A 13,566-nucleotide genomic window follows, 5' to 3' on the forward strand; every position below is an offset into this window, starting at 1 on the left:
GCTGCAAGCGAATGAATGGCCCTTCTCGCCTGGCCCCCACCGGTGCGAGAGAGCTTCCGCCAGACGAAGTCCCGGCCCGGTGGCCGGGCTTGTGTCACCGGCTGGCGGATTCCCCTACGCTCGACAACAGGGTGATTCTCGAGTGTCAAAAAAATATATGGAAAACAGTGTGTGTCCTTGCCCGGCCGGCGTATGTCCGCCGGCGGAAGGCGCGGTGCGATGAGGTACGAGATACTCGGTCCGCTGCGCCTGGCCGAAGGGGGGTCGACCAGGCTGGTCGGCGCCCGCAAGGTCGAGGTGCTGCTGGCGGCGCTGCTGGTGCGGGCCGGTGAGCCGGTGGGCAGCGACGACCTCGCGAAGGAGATCTGGGGCACCCGCGCGCCCCGCCAGACCCAGGCCGCCCTGCACGTCTACGTGTCCCAGCTGCGCAAGGCGCTGCGGCCGCCCGGCGGTGGCGAGAGCCCCGTCGTGACCGCCCGCGGCGGCTACACGCTGCGGCTGGGCGGCGACGAGCTGGACTTCGCCCTCTTCCAGGACCTGGTGCGCACCGGGCGCGCCGCACAGGAGGACGGCCGGCTGAGCGAGGCGTGCGAGGCCTACGAGGAGGGCCTCGGCCTCTGGCGCGGACCGGCCCTCGAGGAACTGCGCGACGGCGCCATCGTCAACGGATTCGCGTGCTGGGCCGAGCAGGCCCGGCTGGACTGCATGGAGCGCTACGCCGAGACCGGCCTGGAGCTGGGCCGGCACCGGGAATTCATCGGCTACCTCTACGCGCGGATTGAGGAACTCCCGCTGCAGGAGTCCTTCTACCGTCGGCTCATGCTCGCGTTGTACCGTTCCGGTTGCAGAGCCGACGCCCTGGACGTCTACCGTTCGGCACGGACGGTACTCGTCGAGGAACTCGGCCTCGAACCGTCCGCCGCACTCCAGCAATTGCACCACGCCGTGCTCGTCGACGCCCCGGAACTCGCGGCGCCCCGGTGAGTGCCCGCACGTACTGAACGTCCGTCAGGAAAAACGGTCCGGACTTTACGGGGGTAACATGCGGTACGAGATACTGGGTCCTCTCCGGGTGGACGACGAGCGGGGGAGTTCCCCGCTCGGCGCTCAGCGGCTGGCGACCCTGCTGGCCGTCCTGCTGATCCGATCCGATCAGGTCGTACCGGCGGAACAGATTTCCCGTGAACTGTGGGGCGAAGCGCCGCCGCACCGCACCACGGCCACCCTCTACGTCTGCATTTCCCGGCTCCGCAAGTTCCTGGACCGGCCGGGGCGGCGCAATCCCATCCTCACCCGGCCCGGCGGATACATGCTGTGCCGGGCCGCCAGCGAATGCGACGCCGACGTCTTCGAGCGGCTCGTCGCGGCGGGCCGCAAGGACACCAGGTCCGGCCAACCGGAGGCCGCCGCGGCCAGCCTGGACAGCGCCATGGGGCTGTGGCGCGGCGCCCCGCTCGCCAACGTCCGCTCCGGTCCGCTCGTCACCGGCTTCCGCAGACGGCTGGACGAGATGCGGATCGAGTGCTCGGAGATGTTCACGCAGGCCCGTCTCGACCTCGGCCGCCACGAGGAGGTCATCGCCCCGCTGCGGTCGCTCGTCACCGAGTTCCCGCTGCGGGAGATCTTCTACCGGCAGCTGATGCTCGCGCTCTTCCGGTCCGACCGGAAGTCCGAGGCGCTCGGCATCTACGACTCGGCGTGCCGCGTGCTGGACCGGGAGACCGGGCTGGAGCCCGGCCGGGACCTGCGGCAGCTCCGGCACACCGTCCTGGCCTCCCTCTGATGCCGGCCGCTCCCGCGCCGTCCCGTCGATCGGGGGGCTGGTGAACGTGGTGCCGGCGGTACCGGTCAGTGTCGTCCTCGTCGACCACCACCCCGTCGTCCGGGCGGGCCTGTCGACCTGGTGCGCGGCCGCCGAGGGGCCGATCGAGGTCGTCGCCGAGGGCCCGGACGTGTCCGTCGCGCTGTACGGCCCCGGGCGCGCCGCGGACGTCGTCGTGCTGGAACTGCTTCCGCGCGACGGCCGTCCCACGTGTGCCGAGCTGCACGAACTGGTCGCGCAGCAGCGCAGGATCGTCGGCTACACCATGCGCAGCAGCCCGGAGGCCGCGCTCGCCCGGATGGATCTCGGCTCCAGCGCGGTGATCACGCGGGCGGCCGAGCAGCGGCACCTGGTGACCGCGATACGGGCGGCCGCCACCGGGGTCCGCTACACCCCGCCGGGAGGGGTCCCCTCCCGCGGCCGCCCGGCCGCCCGCCCCCTGCTCTCGGCACGGGAGCTGGAAGTGCTCGTGTCGTGGTTCCGCGCGGAGTCCAAGGGCGTCGTGGCCAAGAGCCTGGGGATCTCCGAACGCACCGTCAACACCTATCTCGACCGTGTGCGGATCAAGTACGCCAATGCGGGCCGTCCCGCGAGCAGCAAGGCGAAGCTCATGGCACGGGCCGTGCAGGACGGGTTGATCTCGCTCGACGAGTTGTGAGATCCGCACGATGCCGCGTGCTCGTCCGCACCCGACACTGTCATGGAGCGACAATCCCGGGCGCCGGGCCCGGGAGGCACCTGTACACCAGCACGAACGTGAAGGGAGCACCACTGCCATGACGTCCTCACCCCTGCCCAATGTCATCCTCCGCGGCGGCCCGGAGCAGTTCGCCCCGCCCTCGCACACCCGCTACGTGGACGACACCGACACGAAGCTGAAGCTCTTCGTCGGCAACGCGTGGGAGCACTACGAGCCCACCCAGGAGTTCATGGAGCACGACGGCCGCAACCTGCGGGTCTTCGAGTGGAGCCGTCGCACGTACGTCGCCGAGTGAACGAAGCCGCGGCGACCTCCGCGGGGCGGGGCCCGCCTCCCGCGGAGGTCAGCGGGCGATCCGGCGGGCCGCGGCGTCCCACGCGGCGCCGTCACCCGCCGGCTCGTAGCGCACCACCGGCTGCGTCGCGGCCAGCAGCGCCCGCACGGCCGCGCGGTCGGGCAGCAGCCCGCGGGCGCGGGCCTGGACCAGGACGTTGCCGAGGGCGGCGGCCTCGGCCGGTCCGGCGAGCACGGGCAGCCCGCAGGCGTCGGCGGTCAGCCGGCACAGCAGGCCGTTGCGGGCCCCGCCGCCGACGATGTGCACCACGTCCACCGGGTGGTCGGCGAGCGCCGCCGCCTCGCGGACCGCCGCCCGGTGGGCGAGCGCCAGCGAGTCCAGGACGCAGCGGGTGGTCTCCGCCCGCGTGGCCGGCACGGGCTGGCCGGTGGCCCGGCACGCCGCGGCGACACGGTCCGGCATCCCGCCCGGAGCCAGGAAGCCGGGGTCGGCGGCGTCCACGACCGACCGCAGGCCCGGCACCCGTTCCGCCTCCCGCAGCAGCGGCACCGGATCGGTCACGTCCCAGGCGCGCATGCACTCCTGGAGCAGCCACAGGCCCATGACGTTGCGCAGGTAGCGGACGGTGCCGTCGAGGCCCAGCTCGTTGGTGAAGTTGGCGGCCCGGCTCGCCTCGGTCAGCACGGGGGCGTCGAGTTCGAGGCCCGCGAGCGACCAGGTGCCGGTGCAGATGTACGCGAAGCGCGCGCCGCGGGCGGCGGGTACCGCCGCGACCGCCGAGGCGGTGTCGTGCGAGCCGACCGCGGTGACGGGCACGGGCCCGTCGAGCCCGGTCTGGGCCAGCACCTCCGGCAGCAGCTGCCCGGCCGGGTCGCCGGGGCTGCGCAGCGGGGCGAACAGCCCCAGGTCGACACCTGCCGCAGCGGCGACCTGCGGTGCCCACCGGCCGGTTCGGGGGTCGAGGAGCTGGGTGGTGGAGGCGTTGGTCAGCTCGGTGCCCTGCTCGCCGGTGAGCCAGTAGGCGATCAGGTCCGGGACGAGCAGCAGCCGCCGTGCGGCGGCGAGCTGGGCCGTGCCGCGGGCCGCGGCGAGCTGGTAGAGGGTGTTGAAGGGCGCGTACTGGATACCGGTGGCCGCGTAGAGCTCCGCGGGCGGCACACGGGCCCACACCTGCTCGGCGACGCCGTCGGTGCGGCTGTCGCGGTAGTGCACGGGGTTGCCCAGCAGGCGGCCGTCGGCGTCGAGCAGCCCGTAGTCGACGGCCCAGCCGTCGATGCCGACGGAGTCCGGCTTCCCGGCGGCGGCGCCGGCCAGCCGCAGCCCGTCCAGGACGCCCCGGTGCAGCGCCAGCACGTCCCAGTACAGGGTGCCGCCCACGGTGACGGGCCGGTTGGGGAAGCGGTGGGCCTCGCGCAGTTCGAGCGTGCCGGGGCCGACACGGCCGGCCATGACGCGCCCGTTGGACGCGCCGAGGTCGACCGCGGCGAAGGTCCCGTGGCCGGCGGTCATCGCAGGAAGGCGGCGGCGACCCCGGCGTCCACGGGGATGTGCAGGCCGGTGGTGTGGGTCAGCTCCCCGCCGGTGAGGGCGAAGACGGCGTTCGCGACGTGCTCGGGCAGCACCTCGCGCTTGAGCAGGGTGCGCTGGGCGTAGAAGGCGCCGAGTTCGGACTCGGGCACCCCGTAGACGGCGGCGCGCTGGGCGCCCCAGCCGCCGGCGAAGATGCCCGAGCCGCGCACCACGCCGTCCGGGTTGACGCCGTTGACGCGGATGCCGTGCTCGCCGAGTTCCGCGGCCAGCAGCCGGACCTGGTGGGCCTGGTCGGCCTTGGCGGCGGAGTAGGCGAGGTTGTTCGGCCCGGCGAAGACGGCGTTCTTGGAGGCGATGTAGACGATGTCGCCGCCGAGCCCCTGCGCGGTCATGACGCGGGCGGCCTCGCGGGAGACGAGGAAGGAGCCGCGGGCCATGATGGCGTGCTGCGCGTCCCAGTCCCGCGCGGTGGTCTCCAGCAGCGGCTTGGAGATGGAGATGCCCGCGTTGTTGACGACGAGGTCGACACCGCCGAAGGCGAGCAGCGCGGCGTCGAAGGCGGCACCGATCTGCTCCTCGTCGGTGACGTCGACCGTGACGGCCACCGCCCTGTCCGGACCCCCGAGCTCCTCGGCGACGGACGCGGCGCTTCCCGCGTCGAGGTCGGCGACGACCACGCACGCCCCCTCGGCGGCCAGCCGGTGGGCGACGGCCTTCCCGATCCCCGACCCGGCGCCGGTGACCAGGGCGACACGGGTCGCGAGCGGCTTGGGCGCCGGCATCCGGCGGAGCTTCGCCTCCTCCAGCTCCCAGTACTCGATGCGGAACTTCTCCGACTCCTCGATCGGCCGGTAGGAGGAGACGGCCTCCGCCCCCCGCATGACGTTGACGGCGTTGACGTAGAACTCGCCCGCCACCCGGGCCGTCTGCTTGTCCTTGCCGTACGAGAACATGCCCACGCCCGGGACGAGCACGATCGCCGGGTCGGCGCCGCGCATGGGCGGGGAGCCCGCGGTGGCGTGCCGGTCGTAGTAGGCGGCGTACTCGGCGCGGTAGTCCGCGTGCAGCTCGCGCAGCCGGGCGGTCACCTCCTCCAGCGGAGCGGCGGGCGGCAGGTCCAGCACCAGCGGGCGGATCTTGGTGCGCAGGAAGTGGTCGGGGCACGAGGTGCCGAGCGCCGCCAGCCGCGGGTGCTCGGCGCGGGACAGGAAGTCCAGTACCTCGGCGGAGTCGGTGAAGTGCCCCACCTGGGGCCGGTCGGTCGAGGCGACGGCCCGCAGCAGCGGTGCGAGGGCGGCGGCGCGGGCCCGCCGCTCACCGGCCGGCAGCGGCTCGTAGCCCTCCAGGACCGGCCCGAACGGCTCGGGCCTGCCGCGTTCGGCGAGGAAGGCCTCGGCGGTGCGGATGATGCGCAGCGCGTTCGCCTCGCACTCCTCGGAGGTCGCGCCCCAGGCGGTGATGCCGTGCCCGCCGAGGACGCAGCCGATCGCCTGCGGGTGGGCGCGCTCGACGGCGGCGATGTCCAGGCCGAGCTGGAAGCCCGGGCGCCGCCAGGGCACCCACACGACCGCGCCGCCGAAGCACTCGGCCGTCAGCTTCTCGCCGTCGGCGGCGCAGGCCAGCGCGATCCCGGAGTCGGGGTGCAGGTGGTCGACGTGGGCCGCGCCGACCAGGCCGTGCATCGCGGTGTCGATGGACGGGGCCGCGCCGCCCCGGCCGTGCAGGCAGTAGTCGAACGCGGCGACCATCTCGTCCTCGCGCTCCACCCCCGGGTAGACGTCCGCGAGCGCGCGCAGCCGGTCCAGCCGCAGTACCGCGAGGCCCGGCTCGGTGAGGGTGCCCAGGTCGCCGCCGGAGCCCTTGACCCACATCAGCTCGGTGTCGGCGCCGGTCACCGGGTCGGGCGCGGCGCCCTTGGCGGAGGTGTTCCCGCCGGCGTAGTTGGTGTTGCGCGGATCCGAGCCGAGCCGGTGGGAACGCTCCAGCAGGGCCCGGACCTCGGGATGCGAGGGGGCGGTCATGGCAGGTGTCCTTGTCTGCGAGGGGAGGGCGGCGGTGCGGTGCGGGGCCTTGCGGGAGGCGGCTCAGGCGCCCCAGCCGGCCTGCTCGCCGCCGACGCGCTCGGCGGCGATACGCGCCGCGTGGCCGGTCGCGCGGTAGGCGGCCATCGGGTCGGGGTCCAGGCCCATGTCCTGCCGGACCTCGGCCAGCAGCGGGCGGACGTCGGTGTTGTAGGCGTCCATCAGCACGGCGTTGGCCTCCAGCACCTCACCGGCCTGCTGGGCCGCGGTCAGCGCCGCGGCGTCGACCAGCAGCGCCTTCGCGGTGGCCTCCTGGACGTTCATCACCGAGCGGATGATCGCCGGGATCTTCGCCTCGATGTTGTGGCTCTGGTCGAGCATGAACGCGACGCCCGCCGCCGGGTCCAGGCCGCCGTTCCGCACGACCTCGTGCATGATCCGGAAGAGCTGGAAGGGGTCGGCGGAGCCGACCATCAGGTCGTCGTCGGCGTAGAAGCGGGAGTTGAAGTCGAAGCCGCCGAGCTTCCCCTCGCGCAGCAGGAAGGCCACGATGAACTCGATGTTGGTGCCCGGCGCGTGGTGCCCGGTGTCCACCACGACCTGCGCCTTCGGCCCCAGCTTGAGGCAGTGCGCGTACGAGGTGCCCCAGTCGGGGACGTCGGTGGTGTAGAAGGCCGGCTCGAAGAGCTTGTACTCCAGGAGCATCCGCTGCCCGTCGCCGAGCCGCTCGTTGACGGCGGCCAGCGCCGCGGCCAGCCGGTCCTGCCGGGCGGTGATGTCGTCCTGGCCGGGGTAGTTGGTGCCGTCGGCGAACCACAGCTTGAGGTCCCGCGAGCCGGTGGCGTCCATGATGTCGACGCAGGCCAGCAGGTGGTCCAGCGCCTTGCGGCGCACCGCCGGGTCCGGGTGGGTGACGGAGCCGAGCTTGTAGTCGTCGTCCTGGAAGACGTTGGCGTTGATCGCCCCGAGCGACAGCCCGCGCTCCGCGGCGTAGGCGGCCAGGCCCGCGTAGTCGTCCACGGTGTCCCACGGGATGTGCAGCGCCACCGCGGGCGCCACGCCGGTCACCTCCTGCACGCGGGCGGCGTCGTCGAGCTTCTCGTACGGGGTGCGCGGGACGCCCGCCTGCGCGAACACCTTGAAACGTGTCCCGGAGTTGCCGTACGCCCACGACGGGGTCTCGATCCGCTGGGCCGTCAACGCAGCTTTGACGGCGGGCAGTTCAGTCATGGACTACTCCTATGAATCGTTTCATTACGCGGACGATAAACAGCGTCCGGCGCGGGTGTCAACAACGCTGCCGCCGGCTGCCGGGGCCGCGGGGGAGGCGCGGCCCCGGCGCGGCTCAGCGGCCGGACGTGCTCGTGGCGCTCCCGCGGACCCGGCCGCCGTTGGCGTGGAATCCGAACTCGACGTGACCGTCCGCCCGTACGGGACGGGCCCCGGTCGTCACCACGGTGACGGCCGCCGACCCGCCGGGCGGGAGGGAAGCGGCCACCGGGACGGGGAAGCTGTTCGGGTCCGCCCCGGCCACCTCGGCGGGACCGCCGGCCTGCCAGCGGACGGCGTCCAGCCGGACGTCGTTGGCCGGGCCCGAACCCCTGTTGGTGATCTCCACCCGCCAGCTGCTCGACCCCTGGGCGGTGCCCAGTGACGTCACCCGCCCGGTGAGCCGGGCCGGCCGGGCCGGCTGCGGTCCGTCGACCTCCAGCACGACCGTGTCCCAGCCGAAGCCCACCGACGAGGGCGCCCCGGGCGTGACCGTACCGCCGTGCGTGAAGGCGATGGTGTTGTCCCCGGCGGTGAGCAGTGCGGCCGGGAAGGTCAGCAGGGCCTTCCGGGGGTAGCCGCTGCGGTCGGACTGGCGGGCCATGGTGGAGTCGCTGGTGGCCGGGAGCGTCCCGGCGATGCCCGCGGACGTTCCGTTGACGGTGACCACCGGCGGCTTGCCGCCCTGCTGCATCGACGACGACACCGTCAGGTACGCGGTGCCCTCGGGCGCGGCGTCGAGCGGGAAGCGGACGGTCCAGGTGCCCGGGTTGGCCTGCGCGTAGTACCAGTCCTCCGGCTCCCAGGAGCGGCCCACGGTGAAGGTCAGGTCTCCGGGGACGAGTGCCGGCTTCCAGTAGTCGCGCGGGCTCGGGCGCACCGGCGAGCCGGTCGCGAGGGCGTACTCCCCGCCGGTGCGGTCGGCGCGGCCGATCTGCCACAGGAAGGTGCCGCGCCCGGCCGGCGACCAGGTGATCGTCCCCAGGTCGTGCCGGCGCCCGGAGACCGTGATGCCGGTGCGCTTGAACTGGTCGGTGACCGAGCCGTCGGCCGCGAAGACGTAGAGGGTGTACGTGCCGGGGTCGGTCGTGCCGGGCCGCCACGCCTCGGGGACGCCCGGCAGGGCGAAGCTGCCGTCGTCGGCGGTGCGCACGAAGTGCACGGGTTCGTGGATCGTGTAGACGTCGTCGACGTCCTGGGTGCTGAGCAGTACCCACAGGTTCCCCGCGGGGCGGCCGTCGGCGATCCGGATCCGGCCGGTGACCGTGCTGCGGGCGGCGGGCGCGGGGTAGAGGGGGTCGGCGACCCACGCGGATCCCTCGCGGTTCTCCGCGATCTCGCGGCGGGCGATGTCCGCGGCCTCGGCGATCATCGCGTCCGGGTCCTGCGGGTCGCCGGTCGTCAGGAAGCTGAACCACGGCCCGTACAGCCGCCGGTAGCCCGCGGGCAGGGCGTAGGAGGGCAGGCCGTAGTGGTTGGCGCCGAAGTAGTTGAGGATCAGTGCGTCCTGGTGGACGGCCAGGTCCTGGTGCTGCGGGCCGACACCGTAGAAGCCGGCGAGCGTCTCGTCGGACACCCCGCCGAGCGGGGTGAACCAGGTGCCGAAGCCGTTGCCGTAGTGCCCGAACATCGGGTTCTCGTGGTGGTAGAGGCTCCAGTCGTACTTGGTGTAGACATCGCCCGGCCGGGTGCCGCCCGCGTTGCTCCCCGGTGAGGGCAGAGCGGGGTTGTCCACCCCGTCGACCAGCCATGTCTCGTCGCCGACGCTCTTCTGCGTGGCCAGGTAGGCGTACGTGGGCTGCTGGCCCTTGCCGCGCTCCCAGTTGTAGCAGTGGTCGAAGACCGAGCGGTCCCAGCGGGTGTTCATCCGGACCTCGCTGATGGAGGTCGCCGCGCTCGCGGTGAGGATGTCGTAGCCGTACAGGCCCGGCCTGCCCGCCCGCATGATCAGGTGGTGCTCGTGCTGCAGCGGGACGCTCGTGACGTCGGCGAAGGCGATCTCGACCAGCTCGGGGGAGACCCGGAGCACCTTGACCTGCGTGCACACCAGACGGGACTTGCCGCCGCCTGCGTCGACGTAGAAGGAGTGCCGGCGGTCGGGGTCGCGGGGGTCGACGCCGTTGAGGTTGTGGGCCAGTTCGGTGCCGTCGACCACGACCGAGGTCGCGGTGACGGACACGTCGGACCAGCCGGTGAGGACACCGCCGGCCTCGTCGTCGCGGCCGAAGGTGAAGCGGACCAGGCCGTTGTCGAGGACGATCTCACCGGCCTCGTCGGGAAAGGCGTAGCCGCCGACCGCCGCCGGCCGGCCGTCGAGCGTCAGCCGCACCGGAGGGTGGGCGGTGCCCGTGGCGCCGCCGTCCGTACCGGCCTGCGGCGTCTGCGCGGCCGCCGCTCCGGCGGCGCCCACGACGGTGGCGGCCGCGCCGGCTCCCATCAGGCCGAGCGTGGTCCGACGGCTCACATGGCTCTGCTGCCAGGACATCAAGACTCCTCGTGCTGGACGACTGGGGTGGCGGCACCGTGCGGCCGGCCCGGGGGAGGGCGGGCGGGCGGCGCGGAGCAGGGGTACGGGCCACCGGGCCGCGCCGGGCGCGGGCCGGCCCCGCGCAGGCGCACAGCGGCGCGGCCGCCGAGGGCGGGGCGCAGCGGCGCGGCGGGGGATTGAAACGTCATAACTGCTCTGCCGGGCGTTGAAGCTAGCGAGCCGGAGACGGATTGGGAAGGGGCAGCGCGGCAGGCGATCCGCGGCCGGCGGCCCTCCGGGGGTGGCCGAGGGCCGCCGGCCGCGGATCCGCCACCGTCGCGGAACGGGATGTTCCGAACGGCTTCCGTGCAGGTCAGATCGGTGGTGTGCGGCGCCGGTGGGCCCGGGTGGTGGATCGCGGTGGACTATGATCGACTGGCGCGAACTCGCCACATCGAGCGTGTATCGATTCAATCGACGCGAGCCGAATCTCCGTGCGCGAGGGCCCCCGCTGGATCGATTCAGGCGCCTGCCGGGGTACGTCGGCGGCGCCGATCGCCGTGCGGTGAACGGTCCATACCTTCGCGTCGAGGACGGGTGCCTGCGGGGCAGGTGGCATCGACTCATCAGGCATCGCGGCGAAAAATCGTTTCAATCAAGTCTTGACGCTGCCGAAACAGCGCCGTAGCGTCCCAGCCCATCAGGCCGCCTCCGGCCGCTCCTTCCGTTCCCTCCTGTTCTCTCCCGTTTGTTCATGTCCCTTTCCGTTCGCGTCCCGAAGCGAGGGCAGCATGCCGTCCGGTACCGCCGGCACCACGATCGTGGCTGTGTCGGCCCAGCTCTTCCGCACGACGACGAAGCTGGCCGTCGACGCGGACGGGCACGAGCACCCCGGCGCCGAACGCGCCGTCACCCGGGCCCTGCTCACCCTCACCGACAGCGAGGGCAACCAGGGCCGCAGCCTCGCCGATCCGGCGCACGTCGGACGGGACGTGCTCGACGCGCACGTCCGCCCCGTGCTGCTGGGCCGCGACCCGCTGCACCGCGCCCGGCTGTGGCAGGACCTGGCCCGCCGCCAACGCGGCAGCGCCGGAACCCTGGGCAACCGCACCCTGGCCGCCGTCGAGCTGGCGCTGTGGGATCTCACCGGCCGCCGGCTGGGGCTTCCGGTGTGGCAGCTGCTGGGCGGCATGCGTGAGAAGGTCCCGGCCTACGCGAGCACCATGTGCGGCGACGAGATCCCGGGTGGCCTGTCCAGCCCGGAGGACTACGCCGCCTTCGCGGAGAAGCTCGTCGCGCAGGGCCACCACGCCGTCAAGCTGCACACCTGGATGCCCCCGGTGTCCTTCGCACCCAGCGTGGCGATGGACATCCGGGCGTGCGCCGCCGTACGCGAGGCCGTCGGGCCCGACGTCCCGCTCATGCTCGACGCCAACCACTGGTACAGCCGCGCCGAGGCGCTGGAACTCGGCCGGGCGCTGGACAAGCTGGGCTTCCACTGGTTCGAGGAGCCGATGGACGAGTACTCGGTCAGCTCCTACCGGTGGCTCGCCGGGCAGCTCGACACCCTCGTCATCGGCCCGGAGACCGTCGAGGGAGGGCTCCGGGCCCGGGCCGAGTGGATCGCCGCGCAGGCCTGCGACATCCTGCGGGTCGGGGTCCCCACCAGCGGGGGCATCGGCCCGGCGCTCAAGACCGCGCACCTGGCGGAGGCGTTCGGCATGGACTGCGAGCTGCACGGCGGCGGCGCGGCGACCCTCGCCGTGCTCAGCGCCGTGGGCAACGCCCGCTGGTACGAGCGCGGCCTGCTGCACCCCTTCCACGACTTCGACGGGATCCCGCCGCACCTGACCCGGGCACCCGCGCCCATCGACTCCGAGGGCTACGTCCACCTCGGCCACGAGCCGGGGCTGGGCGAGCACCTCGACACCGGCTACATCGACGCCGAGACCGTCGCGTCCTGGTGACACCCCGTCGTCCGTGACGACGTGACGCCGTACCCCGGCGGACACCGCGCCGTCCGGTGTCCGCCCCCCGACCCGCCCGCCACCGCCCCGCGGCCGGCCACCGCCGGCGCGCCCGCACTCCGCAGGAGTACGTCCATGACTCTCCGTACCACCGTCCAGCGCCACTCCCGCGGCGTGCGGACCCTCGCCGTCGCCACGACCGTGGTGTGCTCCCTGTCCCTGGCCGCGTGCGGGTCCGGCTCCGACTCGTCGGGCGGCGGCAAGGTCAAGCTGAGCTTCTCGTGGTGGGGCGACGCCTCCCGGGCCAAGGCGACCGAGGACGCCGTCGCCGCCTTCGAGAAGGCCCACCCCGACATCACCGTCAGCACCCAGTACGCCAACTTCGCGTCCTACAACCAGAAGCTGGCCACCCAGATCGCCGGTGGCGGCGCCTCCGACCTGATCCAGATCGACTGGGGCAACCAGAGCCAGTACGCCAGGAGCCACACGCTGCTCGACCTGTCCGCCGGTCCCGGCAAGGTCGACCTGTCGGGCCTGGACCCGAAGTTCGCCGGCAGCGGCAAGGACGGCGCCAAGCAGGTCGCGGTGCCGTTCGGCCAGGCCACGCAGAGCTTCGTCGTCGACACCACCAAGCTCCAGTCGCTCGGCGTGCCCGTCCCGCAGGCCGGCTGGACGTGGGACGACCTCAAGACGTACGCGCAGGCGGTGCACGACAAGTCCGGCGGCAAGGTCGCCGGGATATCCGACCCGGGCACCACCTGGGCCGCCTTCCAGTCGTGGCTGCTCCAGCGCGGCAAGCAGCTCTACACCGGAGACGGCAAGCTCGCCTTCACCAAGGAGGACCTCGCCGGCTTCTGGAACTTCTGCACCGACCTGCGCAAGTCCGGCGCGGCCACGCCCGCCAACCAGACGGCGACGCTGGTCTCCGGCCCCGCCGAGGACCCGCTGGCCAAGGGCACCGCGGCCGCCGAGTGGGACTACGACAGCATCTACGCCAGCCACGCCGCCGCCACCAAGGACACCCTGGCCCTGGTCCCGCTGCCCAGCGAGGGCGGCCGGACGGGCATGTACGCCAAGCCGTCGATGCTGCTGTCGGTCTACGCCCGCTCCAAGCACCCCAAGGAGGCCGCCGAGCTGCTCAGCTTCCTGGTCAACGACCCGAAGGCGGCCGCGGCGCTGGGCAGCAGCCGCGGGCTCTTCCCCAACCTCGCGGTCCGCAAGCAGCAGGCGGCCACGGCGAGCGGCCCGGACAAGACCGTCTCGGACTTCGAGGCGGCGAACGCCACCCAGCTCGCCGCCACCCCGGCCGCGCCCCCGAAGGGCGACGGCCAGCTCATCACCCTGATGCAGCGCATCTACGGCGCCGTCAGCTTCGGCCAGCAGAGCCCGGAGGACGCCGCCGGCTCCTTCATCCAGCAGGCGGAGCAGATCCTCGGGCAGTGACGGCCCGCCCGCAACCGCCCCCGCACCACGCCTGACGAAGGACGAAGGAGGA

The 13,566-nt window shown here is 73.1% G+C and carries 10 protein-coding genes; 6 read left to right on the forward strand and 4 right to left on the reverse strand.

Annotated elements, in window-relative coordinates; translation table 11 throughout:
• Positions 1-219 precede the first annotated feature (219 nt).
• The 4 genes from ACH4SE_RS16640 (at position 220) to ACH4SE_RS16655 (ending at position 2,817) form a co-directional block, all read left to right on the forward strand.
• On the forward strand, positions 220-984 hold the full coding sequence (locus tag ACH4SE_RS16640) for a BTAD domain-containing putative transcriptional regulator (RefSeq protein ID WP_398544115.1): 765 nt from the start codon (positions 220-222) through the stop codon (positions 982-984).
• 58 nt (positions 985-1,042) lie between these two features.
• Positions 1,043-1,783 carry a BTAD domain-containing putative transcriptional regulator gene (locus ACH4SE_RS16645; protein ID WP_398544116.1) on the forward strand — a complete coding sequence of 247 codons (741 nt, stop codon included), beginning with the start codon at positions 1,043-1,045 and terminating at the stop codon, positions 1,781-1,783.
• A gap of 40 nt (positions 1,784-1,823) precedes the next feature.
• On the forward strand, positions 1,824-2,480 hold the full coding sequence (locus tag ACH4SE_RS16650; protein ID WP_398544117.1) for a LuxR C-terminal-related transcriptional regulator: 657 nt from the start codon (positions 1,824-1,826) through the stop codon (positions 2,478-2,480).
• Positions 2,481-2,598: 118 nt separating this feature from the next.
• Positions 2,599-2,817, forward strand: coding sequence for a DUF5988 family protein (locus tag ACH4SE_RS16655; RefSeq protein ID WP_398544118.1), 219 nt, complete (start codon positions 2,599-2,601; stop codon positions 2,815-2,817).
• 48 nt (positions 2,818-2,865) lie between these two features.
• Here ACH4SE_RS16655 and ACH4SE_RS16660 read toward each other — a convergent pair whose 3' ends face one another.
• The 4 genes from ACH4SE_RS16660 to ACH4SE_RS16675 form a co-directional block, all read right to left on the reverse strand.
• Positions 2,866-4,326: a rhamnulokinase family protein gene (locus tag ACH4SE_RS16660; RefSeq protein WP_398544119.1), complete on the reverse strand. Its 1,461-nt coding sequence runs from the start codon at positions 4,324-4,326 to the stop codon at positions 2,866-2,868.
• On the reverse strand, positions 4,323-6,368 hold the full coding sequence (locus ACH4SE_RS16665; RefSeq protein ID WP_398544120.1) for a bifunctional aldolase/short-chain dehydrogenase: 2,046 nt from the start codon (positions 6,366-6,368) through the stop codon (positions 4,323-4,325). Before ACH4SE_RS16665 ends, ACH4SE_RS16660 begins: the two co-directional genes overlap by 4 nt.
• A 63-nt stretch (positions 6,369-6,431) precedes the next feature.
• Positions 6,432-7,598, reverse strand: a complete 1,167-nt coding sequence (rhaI, locus tag ACH4SE_RS16670; protein WP_398544121.1) for an L-rhamnose isomerase — start codon at positions 7,596-7,598, stop codon at positions 6,432-6,434.
• A gap of 115 nt (positions 7,599-7,713) precedes the next feature.
• On the reverse strand, positions 7,714-10,122 hold the full coding sequence (locus tag ACH4SE_RS16675; protein WP_398544122.1) for a polysaccharide lyase family protein: 2,409 nt from the start codon (positions 10,120-10,122) through the stop codon (positions 7,714-7,716).
• 773 nt (positions 10,123-10,895) lie between these two features.
• Here ACH4SE_RS16675 and ACH4SE_RS16680 point away from each other — a divergent pair.
• The gene (locus ACH4SE_RS16680) at positions 10,896-12,071 is read left to right on the forward strand and encodes an enolase C-terminal domain-like protein (RefSeq protein ID WP_398544123.1); all 1,176 of its coding nucleotides are present in this window, start codon (positions 10,896-10,898) and stop codon (positions 12,069-12,071) included.
• Positions 12,072-12,206: 135 nt separating this feature from the next.
• Positions 12,207-13,514, forward strand: coding sequence for an ABC transporter substrate-binding protein (locus ACH4SE_RS16685; protein ID WP_398544124.1), 1,308 nt, complete (start codon positions 12,207-12,209; stop codon positions 13,512-13,514).
• Positions 13,515-13,566 lie beyond the last annotated feature (52 nt).

It is taken from the genome of Streptomyces sp. NPDC020983, from assembly GCF_044333485.1.
Lineage (GTDB): Bacteria > Actinomycetota > Actinomycetes > Streptomycetales > Streptomycetaceae > Actinacidiphila.